At 71.8% G+C, this 14,670-nt stretch carries 13 protein-coding genes; 3 read left to right on the top strand and 10 right to left on the bottom strand.

The genetic code is table 11. The features are described 5' to 3' along the window. Positions 1 to 723: 723 nt before the first annotated feature. Entirely contained in the window at positions 724 to 1,542 is an 819-nt protein-coding gene (locus ADL01_RS38780) for a rhomboid family intramembrane serine protease (protein ID WP_053746785.1), read from the bottom strand. A 123-nt stretch (positions 1,543 to 1,665) separates the two neighbouring features. On the opposite strand from ADL01_RS38780, the gene ADL01_RS38775 reads away from it, so the two are divergent. After that, complete coding sequence (locus ADL01_RS38775) at positions 1,666 to 1,998, top strand: hypothetical protein (RefSeq protein ID WP_053746784.1); 333 nt, start codon at positions 1,666 to 1,668, stop codon at positions 1,996 to 1,998. Positions 1,999 to 2,081: 83 nt separating this feature from the next. Here ADL01_RS38775 and ADL01_RS38770 read toward each other — a convergent pair whose 3' ends face one another. Together ADL01_RS38770 and ADL01_RS38765 are read right to left on the bottom strand one after the other, a co-directional pair. Then, positions 2,082 to 3,497 carry an FAD-dependent oxidoreductase gene (locus ADL01_RS38770; RefSeq protein WP_053746783.1) on the bottom strand — a complete coding sequence of 472 codons (1,416 nt, stop codon included), beginning with the start codon at positions 3,495 to 3,497 and terminating at the stop codon, positions 2,082 to 2,084. A gap of 47 nt (positions 3,498 to 3,544) precedes the next feature. Then, entirely contained in the window at positions 3,545 to 4,519 is a 975-nt protein-coding gene (locus tag ADL01_RS38765) for a DUF4349 domain-containing protein (RefSeq protein ID WP_053746782.1), read from the bottom strand. Positions 4,520 to 4,706: 187 nt separating this feature from the next. Here ADL01_RS38765 and hemG point away from each other — a divergent pair, with 187 nt between their 5' ends. Both hemG and hemQ read left to right on the top strand, forming a co-directional pair. Beyond that, complete coding sequence (gene hemG, locus ADL01_RS38760) at positions 4,707 to 6,146, top strand: protoporphyrinogen oxidase (RefSeq protein ID WP_053746781.1); 1,440 nt, start codon at positions 4,707 to 4,709, stop codon at positions 6,144 to 6,146. Positions 6,147 to 6,150: 4 nt separating this feature from the next. Further along, entirely contained in the window at positions 6,151 to 6,882 is a 732-nt protein-coding gene (gene hemQ, locus ADL01_RS38755; RefSeq protein WP_053746780.1) for a hydrogen peroxide-dependent heme synthase, read from the top strand. 120 nt (positions 6,883 to 7,002) lie between these two features. Here hemQ and ADL01_RS38750 read toward each other — a convergent pair whose 3' ends face one another. The 7 genes from ADL01_RS38750 to ADL01_RS38720 form a co-directional block, all read right to left on the bottom strand. Then, positions 7,003 to 8,640 (bottom strand): alpha/beta hydrolase, encoded by a 1,638-nt coding sequence (locus tag ADL01_RS38750; protein ID WP_053746779.1) that lies wholly within the window; start codon positions 8,638 to 8,640, stop codon positions 7,003 to 7,005. A 147-nt stretch (positions 8,641 to 8,787) separates the two neighbouring features. Next, a complete protein-coding gene (locus ADL01_RS38745) occupies positions 8,788 to 9,603 on the bottom strand; it encodes a TIGR04222 domain-containing membrane protein (protein WP_053746778.1) in 816 nt (271 codons plus the stop codon). Positions 9,604 to 9,697: 94 nt separating this feature from the next. Next, positions 9,698 to 10,519, bottom strand: coding sequence for a DUF4142 domain-containing protein (locus tag ADL01_RS38740; RefSeq protein ID WP_053746777.1), 822 nt, complete (start codon positions 10,517 to 10,519; stop codon positions 9,698 to 9,700). Positions 10,520 to 10,745: 226 nt separating this feature from the next. Beyond that, positions 10,746 to 12,167 (bottom strand): DUF692 domain-containing protein, encoded by a 1,422-nt coding sequence (locus ADL01_RS38735; RefSeq protein WP_420719786.1) that lies wholly within the window; start codon positions 12,165 to 12,167, stop codon positions 10,746 to 10,748. Positions 12,168 to 12,276: 109 nt separating this feature from the next. Continuing rightward, positions 12,277 to 13,074: a DUF4142 domain-containing protein gene (locus ADL01_RS38730; RefSeq protein ID WP_078961026.1), complete on the bottom strand. Its 798-nt coding sequence runs from the start codon at positions 13,072 to 13,074 to the stop codon at positions 12,277 to 12,279. 135 nt (positions 13,075 to 13,209) lie between these two features. Beyond that, the gene (locus tag ADL01_RS38725; protein ID WP_053746775.1) at positions 13,210 to 13,821 is read right to left on the bottom strand and encodes a DUF4142 domain-containing protein; all 612 of its coding nucleotides are present in this window, start codon (positions 13,819 to 13,821) and stop codon (positions 13,210 to 13,212) included. An 85-nt stretch (positions 13,822 to 13,906) separates the two neighbouring features. Next, entirely contained in the window at positions 13,907 to 14,647 is a 741-nt protein-coding gene (locus ADL01_RS38720; RefSeq protein ID WP_053746774.1) for an aminoacyl-tRNA hydrolase, read from the bottom strand. Positions 14,648 to 14,670 lie beyond the last annotated feature (23 nt).

Genomic DNA, 14,670 nt, shown 5'->3' with positions numbered 1-14,670 from the left:
ACACTGACCCAGGGCTACTCTGTCGCCGACGCCATCGCCGACCCCCTCTCCAAAAGAGCCCACTCAACACACGCGACCTCGTGTCGCACCTTCACCTGGGAAGTGCCTCTTTCGCTACCACGTACAGGACCCTCAGCAAGTCCTATCGTTGCAGCTCAGGGGCACTCTCTGCTTTCTCGATCACCTGCCGGACGGCACCCCTCGTGAAAGCCCGAGGCTAACCGGAGATCTGCTGCTATGTTCCGCACTGCGGTCCCCACGGCCTGCGGTTCTGTGGATAAGAGCCGGAGTGTTCGGAAGAGTGGCAGGCCCACTTTGAGAAGGCGGGCGGCCTGAGCGACGGAGGCCTGTTGCTAGGTGCTCTCGCTGGCAGGGGAGCCGCCCCCGGAGCGGCCGGCGCAGGGAGCGCGGTTGCCGCGTCAGGGGCGAGATGGTGGGTAGCTCGTCTCTCGTCTCACCTTCCATATTGCCTGACGGCTAGTCAGCAAAGTCAGCGACAGGTCAGCTTGAGCTCTGACGAAAGTAGGAAAAGCTGATCAAATATGCGACTGGTCGCAGAGGTGGGCAGGTGCCGCTCCCTCATAGAACGCAAAGTATGCTATCGCGAACTGTGGCGTAGTGCTTGAGTGCCTGCCTCGTCCTCGGCCGGGCCCGCTGTCCTTGTACTCAGTGAGCCGTTCCTGGTCCTTCCGAGGGCTCCCGTGCGCGAGGGCCTTGTTGTCCTTACTGACCCGGCCGCGCCCGCCTTCCCCACAGAAGGCCACGTGGTTCTGGCGGCGGCGGGGTGCCTGGGCGTAGCGGCCAGGCGATCAGCATGCCAGCCAGAAAGCCGACGATGTGCGCCGCGTATGCCACGGTGCCCGCGCCGGTGACGCCCTCGCCGGACGAGTACACCGCCTGCAGCACAAACCAGAAGCCCAGAACCAGCCAGGCCGGCAGTCGTAGCGGCAGGAAGATCAGGAACGGTACGAGGACCCACACTCGGACCTTCGGGAACAGCACCAGATAGGCGCCCAGCACCCCGGCGATCGCCCCGGATGCCCCGATCAGGGGGTCACCCGAATCGGAGTTCGCGACGGCGAAGCCGTATGCTGCTGCATACCCGCAGGCGACGTAGAACAGCGCGAAGCGGATGTGTCCCATCCGGTCCTCGATGTTGTTGCCGAAGATCAGCAGGAACAGCATGTTGCCCAGCAGATGCAGCCAGCCACCGTGCAGGAACATCGCCGTCAGCACGGAGAGCGGGGGCGACTTGTCGTAGCCCGGCGGGCCGACCACACAGCCTGGCCCTCCCGCGCCGATCCCCACGTCGCCCGTCGGCACCAGGCGCGGCAGCTGGTGGTGGATCAGCTCCTGGGGCACCGCCGCGTAGTGGTCCAGGAAGGCGTGGAGATGGCACAGCTGCGCCAGGTGGCTCTCGCCCGTCGCCGACCCCGCCCCGCCGGGCATGGTGAGGAACACGAGGACGTTGGCGGCGATCAGCGCGTACGTGACCCAGGGGGTGCGCCTCGCGGGGTTCACATCATGGACGGGGATGACCACAAGGAAGTACTGCCCCCGATATGTCCTACGAATCGGTGAACACGGTCGCCCGCGTGTCCGTATCTGTCCTCGACGTCCGCGACACGACGAAGGCGGGCGCGGGGACGACGTGAGGAACAGGCGATGAACGACCGAGTTACTCCTCCGACGCAGTCGGTACAGGCTCTGCCGAACGGAGAAGCCGAACTCGCGCTGGTGGTCCACCTGCCCTGGGAGGACGTGGCCCGGCTCGGCCAGGAGGCGGGGCGGCTGGCCACACAGATGCAGCGTCCGGTGACGCTCGACGAGGCGGTGAGCCACCGGCTGCGGTCCAGCGGGCTGGGCGCCCACGCGAAGCCGCCGCAGTCGCAGCAGGTGCCGTCGGTCTCGGCGTCGGCGTCCGTGTCGGCGCTGCCGTCCCGGCCGCCGGGGGAGCAGGCCCGGCAGGCGATCGACCGGATCAACGGGACGGCGTAGCGCCGCAGGGGGTGCCTGTGCGTGGCCGGGCGCGGGTCCGTCGTCGCTTGTCGCGCAGTTCCCGCGCCCCTAGGGATCTTCCCCTAGCGCGCATGGGCCCGTACCGCCGCTGTCGCTTTCCTCGCGGCGACCAGTACGGGGTCCCAGACCGGGGAGAACGGTGGGGCGTAGCCCAGGTCCAGGGCTGTCATCTGTTCCACCGTCATGCCCGCCGTAAGGGCCACCGCCGCGATGTCGACCCGCTTCGCCGCGCCCTCCCGGCCGACGATCTGGACGCCGAGGAGGCGGCCCGTGCGGTGTTCGGCGAGCATCTTGACCGTCATCAGGGCCGCGCCGGGGTAGTAGCCCGCACGGCTCGTCGACTCGATGGTGACCGACTCGAAGCGGAGGCCCGCCCGGTCCGCGTCCTTCTCCCGCAGACCGGTGCGGGCGATCTCCAGATCGCACACCTTGCTCACGGCGGTGCCGACGACGCCGGGGAAGGTGGCGTAGCCGCCGCCCACGTTCGCACCGATGACCTGGCCGTGCTTGTTGGCGTGCGTGCCCAGCGCGATGTGCCGTTCCTGGCCGGAGACCAGGTCCAGGACCTCCACACAGTCACCGCCCGCCCAGATGTTCTCGTGCCCGCGCACCCGCATCGCCAGGTCGGTGAGCAGCCCGCCGTGGTCGCCCACGGGCAGGCCCGCCGCCCGTGCGAGCGTCGTCTCGGGGCGGACGCCGATGCCGAGCACGACCACGTCCGCCGGGTACTCGGCGTCCTCGGTCGCCACCGCGCGCACCCGGCCGTCGTCGCCGGTGAGCAGCTTGGTGACCTCGGCGTCGTTCACCATGGTGATGCCGAGGCCCTCCATCGCCTCGTGCACCAGGCGGCCCATGTCCGGGTCGAGGGTGGACATCGGTTCCGCGCCGCGGTTGACGACCGTCACCTCGTAGCCGCGTTTGATGAGCGCCTCGGCCATCTCCACGCCGATGTAGCCCGCGCCGACCACGACCGCGCGGCGGCCCTCGGTGGTGGCCAGGGTGTCCAGGAGAGCCTGGCCGTCGTCCAGGGTCTGTACGCCGTGCACCCCGGGGGCGTCGACCCCCGGCAGGTCGGGGCGGATCGGGCGGGCGCCCGTGGCGATCACCAGTTTGTCGTACGACGTCCATGACTCGGCGCCCGTTTCGAGGTCACGCGCGCGTACCCGCCCGCCCGGCACGTCGATCTCCATGACCTCCGTACGCATCCGCAGGTCGATGTCGCGCTCCCGGTGCTCCTCGGCAGAGCGGGCGATCAGCCGGTCCCGGTCCGGGACGTCGCCGCTCACCCAGTAGGGGATGCCGCACGCCGAGAAGGAGGTGAAGTTGCCGCGTTCGAACGCCACGATCTCCAGTTCGCCGGGCCCCTTCAGCCGGCGTGCCTGCGACGCGGCGGACATGCCCGCCGCGTCGCCGCCGATCACCACCAGACGCTCGGTCCCACGCTGCGTGTCACTCGTACGGCCATCGCTCATGCTCATGGCAACACGCTACGGGGGCCCGGCATTTCAGGCTTGGCCAGGGATGATCAGTCCTGGTCCGGAGCCGTCGGCAGGGAGGCCGTCGGAGCCGGGCCCGTGGCCGTGTCCGGGGTGGGGCGCTGCTCGCGGACGCGGGTGAGGCGCAGCCAGCCGAACACCAGCAGGGCCGCCATCGCGGCGAACGGCAGGATCGCGGCGAGGGTCACCACGATCCAGCGCAGCATCGTCACGAAGGCACTCCAGCCGCCCACGAGGGCGTCCAGGAAGCCCGGGTCGTCGTCCTTGTCGGACGCCTTGGCCGGGTTCTGCGAGAGGGAGAGGTTGATCGTGGCCAGGGAAGTGCGGTCCTTCAGGGAGGCCTGGCGGGCCAGCAGCGACTCCAGATCGGCCTGACGGCGGCTCAACTCGCCCTCCAGGGTGACCACGTCGGAGAGTTTGGTGGCCTTGTCCATCAGCTCGCGGATGCGGTTCACGCTGGCGCGCTGCGTGGTCACGCGGCTCTCCACGTCGACGACCTGCTCGGTGACGTCCTTCGCCTCCGCCTCCCGGTGCAGGAGCTTGCCGGTGCCCTCCAGCGCGTCCAGTACCCGCTCGTAGTCGGCCACCGGCACCCGCAGGACGACGTCGGTGCTCTCGCCGCCCTCCTCCTCGTCCAGGGTCGTCGTCTCGCTGCCGACGAAACCGCCCGCGTTCTCCGTGGTGGTGCGCACCTTGGCCAAGGCCTTCGGTACGTCCTTGACCTGCACGGACACCGACACGGTACGGATGATGTGCGGGCCGGTGGCCGTCTGGGGCGCCGCACTGGCCTGGGCGCCGCCGCCCTTGCCGCCGGGCTTGCTGTCGGACCCGGCCTGCTCGTCCAGGGCGTCAGGGGCCGCTCCCTTCGCGGCGGCGCCCGAGTCACTGGTCGTGCCGGCGTCGTCGGCGCCGCCGCTGCAACCGGTGAGCGCGAGGGACGCGGCGAGAAGGAGGCCCGCCAGGGCCTGAACGGGACGGGTACGGCTTGTGCGCAGGGTGTTCATGGTGCGGATTCCCCCCGAGGGCTGTCGTTGGGCCGTCGTGTTGCACGACTGACGCTCCTTCGACGCCCGAGGCGGCCGGAACGTTGGCCGGTTATGGTCCCGAAGAGGTCACGGTCGGGATGCGCGCCGGACACCGGGGGCGCCGTGCGCCGACGGGAGTGTCAGTGGGGTCTGAGAAGGTGGTCGCATGAGCGCAGTGGAGGCCCGTGCGGGTGCCGGGCATGTCGTCGTCATCGGGGGCGGGATCGCGGGTCTGGCCGCCGCCCACCGGCTGCTGGACCGGGGCGCCAGAGTCACGGTACTGGAGGCGTCCGACCGTCTCGGCGGCAAGCTGCTGCCCGGCGAGATCGCGGGCGCCCGGGTCGATCTCGGCGCCGAGTCGATGCTCGCGCGCAGACCCGAAGCCGTCGCGCTGGCCCGCGAGGTGGGCCTCGACGACCACCTTCGGGCGCCCGCCACCTCGACGGCCGCGATCTGGACCCGGGGCGCCCTGCGGCCCTTTCCCAAGGGGCACGTCATGGGCGTCCCCGGCAGCGCCTCCGCCCTGGCCGGCGTCCTCTCCGACGAGGGGCTGGCCCGTATCGAGCGCGACGCCGACCTGCCGCGCACGGAGGTCGGGGACGACGTGGCGGTGGGGGAGTTCGTCGCCGCGCGCCTCGGCCGCGAGGTCGTCGACCGACTGGTGGAACCGCTGCTGGGCGGGGTGTACGCGGGCGACGCGTACCGCATCTCGATGCGCTCGGCCGTACCCCAGCTCTTCGAGGTCGCCAAGCGGCACACCTCCCTGACGGAAGGGGTGCGCGGCATCCAGGCCCGGCTGGCCGCCGCCCCCCAGCAGAGCGGCTCCGTCTTCATGGGCATCCAGGGAGGCGTGGGCCGACTGCCGCTCGCCGTCGCGCGGGCGGTGCGCGCGCGGGGCGGCGAGATCGTCACCGGGGCACCCGTGACCGAGCTGCGCCGCACGGCCGGGACCTCGGCGGCGTGGCGGGTCGTCGCCGGGGAGCGGGTGCTCGACGCCGACGGCGTGGTGGTCGCCGTCCCGACCCCGGTGGCCGCCGGACTCCTGCGCGCCGAGGCACCGGCCGCCGCGGCCGAACTCGCGGGCGTGGAGTACGCGTCGATGGCCCTGATCACCCTCGCCTACCGCCGCGCCGACGTCAGCCTTCCCGAGGGCAGCGGCTTCCTGGTGCCGCCCGTCGACGGACGCACCATCAAGGCGTCGACGTTCGCCTCCCAGAAGTGGGGCTGGATCGCCGAGGAGAACCCGGACCTGCTGGTCCTGCGGACCTCCGTGGGGCGGTACGCCGAGACGGAGATCCTCCAGCGCCCCGACGCCGACCTGGTCGATGTCTCACGCCACGACCTCGAGGAGGCGACAGGACTGACGGCGGTCCCCGTCGAGACCCGCGTCACCCGCTGGGACGACGGCCTGCCCCAGTACCCCGTCGGCCACCACGCGCGCGTGGACCGGATCCGCGAACACCTCGCCAAGCTCCCCGGCCTCGCCGTGTGCGGCGCCGCGTACGACGGGGTCGGCATCCCCGCCTGCATCGCGAGCGCCTACGCGGCGGTGGACGCCCTGGAGGCGGGCCCGGTGCGAAGCGCGACCGGCGGAGCGGGAGAATAGGCACATGAGTGACGACGCCCCCACCACCGACGCGGCCCGCATCCCGAACAAGGGCAAGCTGGCCAAGGACCTCAACGAGGTCATCCGCTACACCCTGTGGTCCGTCTTCAAGCTGAAGGACGTCCTGCCCGAGGACCGCACGGGCTACGCCGACGAGGTCCAGGAGCTGTTCGACCAGCTCGCCGCGAAGGACGTGACGGTCCGCGGCACGTACGACGTGTCGGGCCTGCGCGCCGACGCCGACCTGATGATCTGGTGGCACGCCGAGACCGCGGACCAGCTCCAGGAGGCGTACAACCTCTTCCGCCGCACCCGACTGGGCCGCGCCCTGGACCCGGTGTGGTCGAACATGGCGCTGCACCGCCCCGCCGAGTTCAACCGCTCGCACATCCCCGCGTTCCTGGCCGACGAGACGCCCCGGAACTACGTCAGCGTCTACCCGTTCGTGCGCTCGTACGACTGGTATCTGCTGCCCGACGAGGACCGCCGCCGGATGCTCGCCGACCACGGCAAGATGGCCCGCGGCTACCCGGACGTGCGGGCCAACACGGTCGCCTCGTTCTCCCTCGGCGACTACGAGTGGCTGCTGGCCTTCGAGGCCGACGAGCTGTACCGCATCGTCGACCTCATGCGCCATCTGCGCGCCTCAGAGGCCCGTATGCACGTCCGCGAAGAGGTCCCGTTCTACACCGGTCGCCGTAAGTCGGTCGCCGAGCTGGTCGAGGGGCTCGCCTGATCGAGGCGGTGCTCTGCGGCGGCCGGGGGTCCGGGGGCTGCCCCCGGGAGATGCGGCACCGGTCGCCGTAAGCCGGTCACCGAACTGGTCGAAGCGCTCGCCTGACGGCGCCCGCCCGCCTCAGGACGCCTGGGCGGCCTTTTCCTTCTGGGAACGGTCGACCCGGGCAGCGGGCCGCGGCTCCGCGTGCGGGGCGCAGTCCGCGCTCCGCCCCGGCAGGCGGCCCGCCAGCAGATACGCGTCCAGGTAGTCGTTGACACACTGGTTCGGGCCGCCGGCGATGCCGTGTGTGCCCGAGCCCCGCTCGGTCACCAGGGCCGAGCCGGGCAGTCGGCGCCGCAGTTCCAGAGCGCCCGAGTACGGCGTCGCCGCGTCCCGTTCGGCCGCCAGGATCAGTACCGGCGGCAGATCGCCCGGCCCGGTCCGCACATCGAGGGGGGTCTGCCGGGGCGCCGGCCAGTAGGCGCACGGCAGGTTCATCCACGCGTTGTCCCAGGTCTCGAAGGGCGCCGTGCGGGCGAGCCGCGTGTTGTCCTGGTCCCAGACCTGCCAACTCGTCGGCCAGGGCGCGTCGTTGCACTCGACGGCCGTGTAGACCGCGTTGCCGTTCTCCGCCTCGACGGCCGCCTCCGTCACCGGCGCCGCCTGGTCGATCAGCGGCTGTGGATCGCCCTTGAGGTAGGCGGCCAGGGCGTGGGCGCGGTGCGGCCAGTAGTCGTCGTAGTACCCCGCCTGGAGGAACGCGCCCTGCAACTGCCTCGGGCCCACCTTCCCGCCGGCCGGCTCTACGGCGAGTCGCGCCGCCGCCTTCTCGTAGCTGCGCAGCACCGCCTGAGGCGTGGCGCCCAGCCCGTACACGTCGTTGTGGCGCGCGACCCACGCCCGGAAGTCCGCCCAGCGGTTCTCGAACGCGGCCGACTGGTCGAGGTTGTCGCCGTACCAGATCTGGCTCGGGTCCGGGTTCACCACCGAGTCGAACACCATCCGCCGTACGTGCGAGGGGAACAGCGTCGCGTACAGCGCCCCGAGGTAGGTGCCGTACGAGGCGCCCATGAAGGTCAGCCGGTGCTCGCCGAGCGCGGCGCGCAGGACGTCCAGGTCACGGGCGTTGTTGAGGGAGTGGTAGTGGCGCAGCGCGTCGCCCGAACGCTCGGCGCACCCGCGCGCGTACGCCTTCGCCTCCGCGACACGCTCCATCTTGTACGCCTCAGAGGGGTGCATCGGCGCCTGCGTGGGCCCCTTGAAGAAGCGCTTCGGGTCCTTGCAGGAGATCGGCGCCGAGCGGGCCACCCCGCGCGGGGCGTACCCGACCAGGTCGTACGCCCCCGCGATGCGCTTCCACTCCGGGATGAACCCGATCATCGGGAAGAACATGCCGGAGGCGCCGGGGCCGCCCGGGTTGTAGACGAGGGCGCCCTGGTGGGGGACCTTGTGCTCGGGGTCGCGCGGGTCCTTGCCGGTCGCCTCGGTCCGGCTGACGGTGAGCTTGATCTGCTTGCCGTCGGGGTGGGCGTAGTCGAGCGGCACGGTGACGGTGCCGCAGCGCACGCTGTCGGGCAGCTCCTCCTCGGCCGCGCACTTCCCGAAGCGGATACCGGCCGCCCCGGCGCGCGCGGCGGCCAGCACGGACCCCCGGAACTCGGCCGAGCCGGGGCCTCCCGGGCGGTCGGGCAGGCCGGGGGCGCTGTCCGCCGGGGCGGCGGCCAGAGTGGTCAGCAGCAAGGACCCGGCAGCCGTATAGAGGGCGGCAGTTCGCATCGCGTATCCCTTCGGTGGCAACGGAAGGGATGTTTCGGGCGCCGCTAGGCGAAGGCAAGCACCGGTCGCCCGTGTCGCCGCGAGCACTCCTGTGCGCCCCCGCACACTCCCGGGGCGCCGGGGCGCCGGGGCAGCGGGGGGAGGCGGTCAGCGCAGCCGTTCGCGCGGGGTGTGCGGTGTCTTCCGGTGCGCGAAGGCCGCGCGCAGCCCGGGTTCGCCGACCGCGCGGACGCCGAGTACGGCGACGGAGGTCAGGTATGTCCGCTCGTCGCCGGCGCCGTGGGGGCCGCCGGTCCTGGTCCGCCGGGTCAGGGCGGTGAGGAGGCGCTGCCCGGCCGGTGACGCCCAGCGCGAGTACGGGTGGACCTCGATCCGCGCGATGGCGAGGCAGCTCAGGGTGAGGACGAGGGGGAGCGCGAACCAGAGGGCGACCAGGTCGCGCGGCACGGTGCCCCGCCCCGGCACCAGCAGGGCGACCGCGCCCAGCGCGACGACGGCCAGCGCGGCGGACCGCACCTGGCGGACCGCGAAGGCGATCCCGCGCCTGGCCCCGTCGGGTACGGCGAGGCCCGCCGCGACGAGCCGGTCCGCGAGCCCCCGGACGGCTTCCGTGCCGGCCGTGGCCGCCCGTACCGGAGCGATGCGTGACTGTCCCTCCGGCCCGATCGCGCCGATCACCGACCGTTCCATCTCGTCGCGCCCGCTGGGGTCCACGACGGTCGCCCAGCCGGTGTGGGCGAGCAGCAGCCGTCGCTGACGGGCCATCGACACCAGCGTGAGATCGGCGACGCGCGCCGGTCCGCCGGACAGGAACGCGGCCTCGTACAGCGTCAGGTCACGCCCGCGTCCGCCGGGGCCCGCGTCCGGGTCGGCGGCAGCCGCGCGGGCGGCGGCCAGACACAGCCGGGTGCACGCCGTACCGGCGGCGATCCAGGCCAGCAGCAGGAGGAAGGACCAGAACATGCCGCTGTTCTATGCGAAGGGTGCCGGGAACGCCATGGGCTTTCAGGATACGGACGAGGTATGGCCGGTACGTGCCGTATGGGCGGTGGCCGGATCAGGGCGCTTCGGACGGCTCCGCCGGTGTCGCGGGCTCCGTGACGCCGACGACCTCCCCGACCTCCGGCGGCGGGCTGCTCGCGGCCGGCGGCAATGGATAGGTCGTGACCGGAGACGGCGTCACCGGCACCGCCGGCGTGGGTGTGGGCACCGGGCCCGGCGGGGCCGGGGAGTTGGTGAGCGGCGGAGTGCTCGCGGCGGCCATGTCCTGGGCGAGGGCGTCGAAGTCGACGTATCCCGTGGCCTCCAGGACCTGGATGTGGTCGAGCACGGTCCTGTTCGCGTCGTCGGCGAGGGTGCGGACCAGGGAGTTACGGGTGCTCGCGCGGACCTGCGCGACGACGGAGAAGACCTTGCCGTGGGCCATCCGCAACAGGTTGGCGAACGCGCGGTCGAAGTCCTCGCCGTGATCCGCGTCCATGGTGCTGAGCCACCCGCGCTGCTGCTCACTGGGCTGGTTGGGCAGTTCGAAGCTGAGGCGCGAGGCGACGTCCCGGACGCGCTCGTCGAGGAACGTGTGCCCCTCGATCAGATGCCGGCCCGCGAGCCGTACGGCCTCGGTGGTGCCGCGTTCCTGGGCCAGCTGGCCGGCGGGCAGCTCCCACAGCCCCGCCAGCCGGACCTTGGTGAGGAATTCGCGGTCGAGCGCCGACAGCGGACCGTACTGGGTCGACACGGTCTGCGCGTTGAGCACGTCCACACCGGTCCCGGACCGGTCCGTGTACGACCAGACCGGAAAGACCAGCGCGACGAGGGTCGCCGCCAGCCCCGCGACGATGAGCCCGGTGCCGCCGAGACCGGAACGTTGGATGGATCGCATGGTGCCTTGCCTCCTGTTGCGGCACCGCACGCTAATGCGCTTCGGGCACGGAGGAGGCATTCTACTGCGGGCCCTACGCCAACTGCGGTACGAGCGGAGGTGGCTGCGGGGGGAGGGGGCGGACGCCGGATGAGGGAGCGCTGGCCTCGTGCATACCTCCCGAAACGCCGACAAACGCGTCGGCTCAGTGCGCCGTGCCGGGTGGCACTGTTAATCCCCGCACAGTTCACGCGAGTTGACCGCCCCCGCCCGTCAACGGCGCAGGAGTACGCGGCGGGTGGCCCGGGCCAGCCGGGCCGTTGGGGCGCTGGGAGCGCGGAGCCGGGCCCGAGCGGTCCAGCCACCACTCGCGCAACAGCCGCCGGCTCTCCGCGTTCCCGAGGATGCCGGAAGCCGCGGCGGTCGCGTCCGTCTCGGCGACGCTCTCGGGATGCCCCGACTGCCCGCCGAACAGCAGATGCGCGGCGAAGTCCAGCGCGTCGCGCCGGTAGCCGTCGGACATCGGGTGCCCGTGCGCGTACGCCAGGAAGGCTGGCCGGTAGTCCGCCCCGAGGATCTCGGGCAGCTCCGGCGCGACCTTCGCCACGACATCGGCCCGCTTCGCCCCGAGCGCCCGCGACTGCACCCCGAGCCGGACCCGGTCGAACCCCTCCGGCGCGGGCGTCCCCGCGACGAGCGCGGAGAGCAGCGCGGCCTCGGCGAGGGCGAGGCGCTGGCGGGCGGAGGCGAGGTCCGAGGCGTCGGACGAGCCGCCCGCGTCGCCGACGGTGGACGCCTCCTCGGCCGGCTCCGGAGTCGAAGCCCGCTCCAATGCCCCCCGGATCGCGCCCAGTTCCCGCTCCAGCTCGCCCGCCTCGGGGAAGTTGTCGTCCCGCTCCAGCAGGACACCGGGCGGGGTGACCCGGGAGGCGAGGTCCGTGAGGATGCCGAGAACGGCGTCCGGGACGGGGTGGGCATGGCTGTCGTGCCAGACACCGTCCCGCTCGAAGCCGCCCGCGACATGGACGTACGCGATGGCCTCGACGGGCAGCTCGGCCAGCGCCTTCGCCGGGTCCTCGCCCCGGTTGACGTGGTTCGTGTGCAGGTTGGCGACATCGATGAGGAGACGTACGCCGGTCCGGTCCGCCAGTTCGTACAGGAACTGGCCCTCGGTCAGCTCGTCGCCCGGCCAGGCGATGAGCGCGGCGATGTTCTCGACGGCGAGCGGCACCGGCAGCGACGCCTGGGCGATGCGGACGTTCTCGCACAGCACGTCGAGGGCGTCCCGGGTGCGGGGGACGGGTAGCAGATGCCCGGCCTCCAGCAGCGGGGACGCGGTCAGTGCGCCGCCCGCCCGGACGAACGCGATGTGCTCGGTGACCAGCGGCGAGCCCAGCGCCTCGGCCCGCTCGGCGAGTGCGGTGAGCCGGTCCTCGGCGGGCCGGTCGGCGCCGCCGAGGCCCAGGGAGACACCGTGCGGGACGACTGTCACGCCGCGCTCGCGCAGCCGCAGCAGCGACTCGGGCAGGTGCCCCGGGCAGAGGTTCTCGGCCACGGCCTCGACCCAGTCGATGCCCGGCATGGCCTCCACGGCGTCCGCGATCTCCGGCCGCCACCCGATGCCCGTACCCAGTCGCCCCAGTGGCCGCTGTCGCTGCTGTTGTTTCATCGTGTCTCACCTTCTCCGACCTTCTCGGTCCACGGAGTGATGGCCCCGGTCACCGGGGCCGAACCCCGCCAGGGAGACCTTCAGAGCAACATTTGAGCTTCCGGGCCCCCTACCCGCCCTGAACGACGGTGTTGGGGTCCTTCGCCTCCGGCCGGTTGGTGTTGACCACGCCCGGGGTCGTCGGCGACGGCTTCGACTTCCCGGGAGTGTTGCCGGTCGGTTCCACCGGGGGCGCGGCGGGCGGCAGCACTCCGGCGACCGGCGGCGGCGGGCCGGTCGGACTGGCGCTCGGACCGGCGGCGCCTGCGGCGATGGCCTCGAAGTCGATCTGGCCGGTCTTCTCCAGGATCGTGATGTGGTCGAGCACGGTCTGGTTGGCGTCCGAGGCCAGCTGCCGCACGAGGGTGTTGCGGGTTTGGTTCCGCACCGCCGCGATGGCCGGGAAGATCTTCCCGTGCGCTGTCCGCAGGAGGTTCGCCCAGACCTTGTCGTAGTCCGCGGCCGAGGCGTCCGTCATCGCCTTCAGGAAGCCCTGCTGCTGGTCGTTCGGCTGGCTGGGCAGCGGGACGTTGAGCTGCGCGGAGATGGTCCGCACCCGCTTGTCGAGGTCGTTGTGGCCCACGATCAGGTGGTTCGCGGCTTCCTTCACGGCGGGGTTGGTTGAGCGCGTCATCGCCTGCTGCCCCGCTGGCAGCTCCCACAGCCCGGCCAGCCGCACGCGCACGATCAGGTCGCGGTCGGTGGCGGTCAGCGGCCCCCACTGGGTGTTCACCGTCTCTCCGGTGACCGCGGCAGCCTTGGCGGCGTCGTCGCGGTGGGGGTACGAGTAGACGACGGGGTACGCGAGGGCGCCGATCGTGCCTGCGATCGCCAGGCCGACGAGGATCGAGCCGTTCATGCGGGGCAAAGAAGCCTCCCGGGGGAAACCAACTGGTCGTTGGGGACTGTCACTTGGCCAGTGAGGGAGATACGTGTGGCGTATCGGGACGTCGGGTGGGGGCGGGCCTGGGTCGAGACCTCGGCCCTTGTACGCCGACAGATGTCAGATCGTGCCGTTGGCGATGCCGTCGAAGTCGACCTGGCCGGTCTTCTCCAGCATCGTGATGTGGTCGAGCACGGTCTGGTTGGTGTCCGTCGCCAGCTGCCGCACGAGGGTGTTGCGGGTCTGGTTCCGCACCGCGCCGATGGCCGGGAAGATCTTGCCGTGCGCGGACCGCAGAAGGTTCGCCCACGTCCGGTCGAAGTTCTCCCCGTCCTGAGCCGCGTCCATCTGCGCGAGAAAGCCCTGCTGCTGCGCGTTCGGCTCGTTGGGCAGCGCCACCCCGAGCTGGGTCGCGACGGTGCGCACCCGCTCGTCGAGGTCCGCGTGGCCCACCAGCAGGTGGTCCGCCGCGTCCTTGACGATGGCGCTCTTGGAGCGCGCCATCGCCTTCTCCGCGGCGGGCAGCTCCCACAGCCCGGCAAGCCGCACGCGCACGATCAGGTCGCGGTCGGAGGCGGTCAGCGGACCCCACTGCGTGTTCACCGTGCCGGAGGCCACGTTGGCCATTCCAGTGCCGGATCGGTCGGCGTACGACCACACAGGGAACGAGAGCGCGGCGATGGTGGTCGTCAGCGCCGCGATGACGAGGGCCGAGTGGTTGAAGCGCGGCAAAGGAGCCTCCCGGGGGAACCAACTGGTCGTTGGGCAGGTGTTGCATGGCCAGCGACAGGAAGTACGCGGGAGAACCCGGTGATGTTCAACGAAGATGTTTGAATCCTGGGCGGCCCAGGGGACGGTGATCGGCGACCACCGTCGCCGAACCGGGCGCGATCTCCGTGAAACCGGCGTCTCGGACCAACGGGAGGTCGCCGGAGGTGAGTTCACGCCACTGTGCCGGCTCCGCCGTACGGACGGCGAGCGGGAAGCCCGCGTCGCGCCAGGCAGCCCGCGCCTCGTCCGACAGCTCCCACCAGGCCAGCTGAGCGCCGTGTCCCGTCTGCGCCATCGCCTTGCCCGCCGACATGTCCAGCTCGGGGTTCAGCCACAGGACAGGCACCGTCGGATCGGCGTCGAGCGGCGGCTCCGGGTCCTCCAGATCGGTGCCGGAGACCTGGAGCCGGGCCAGGTCCTTGGGCCAGCCGTCCAGCGGAACGGGCGGGAAGACCCGCACCTCGGCCGACTTGCCGGTCACCGTGATGCCGGGCAGCGCCTCGGCCCGCCGCCACTCGGCGCCCCGCGCCCGCCGCACGACCTTGCGGATCCGGGCGTCCTGCCAGTCCCGCATGACCTGCGCCCACTCACCCTCATCGGCCGACCGCTCGTCCCCGAGGATCACGAGAACGGCCCTGGCGGCGGTCTCCAACGCGTCCGTACGAGCGGGCGGCCCGGCCTTCTCGATCCGGGCGACGAGGGGGAGGACGAACTGGGGGGCGTCGTCGCGAGGTGAGGGTTCGGAGCGGAAAGGGCTGTCGCCGGGAACGGCCGGGTCATTGTTCACGTCCTTCAGTCTGCCAGGCGGAA

Source organism: Streptomyces sp. NRRL WC-3618 (assembly GCF_001280005.1).
Taxonomy (GTDB): domain Bacteria; phylum Actinomycetota; class Actinomycetes; order Streptomycetales; family Streptomycetaceae; genus Streptomyces.
This window is presented reverse-complemented; position numbering and strand designations above follow the sequence as displayed.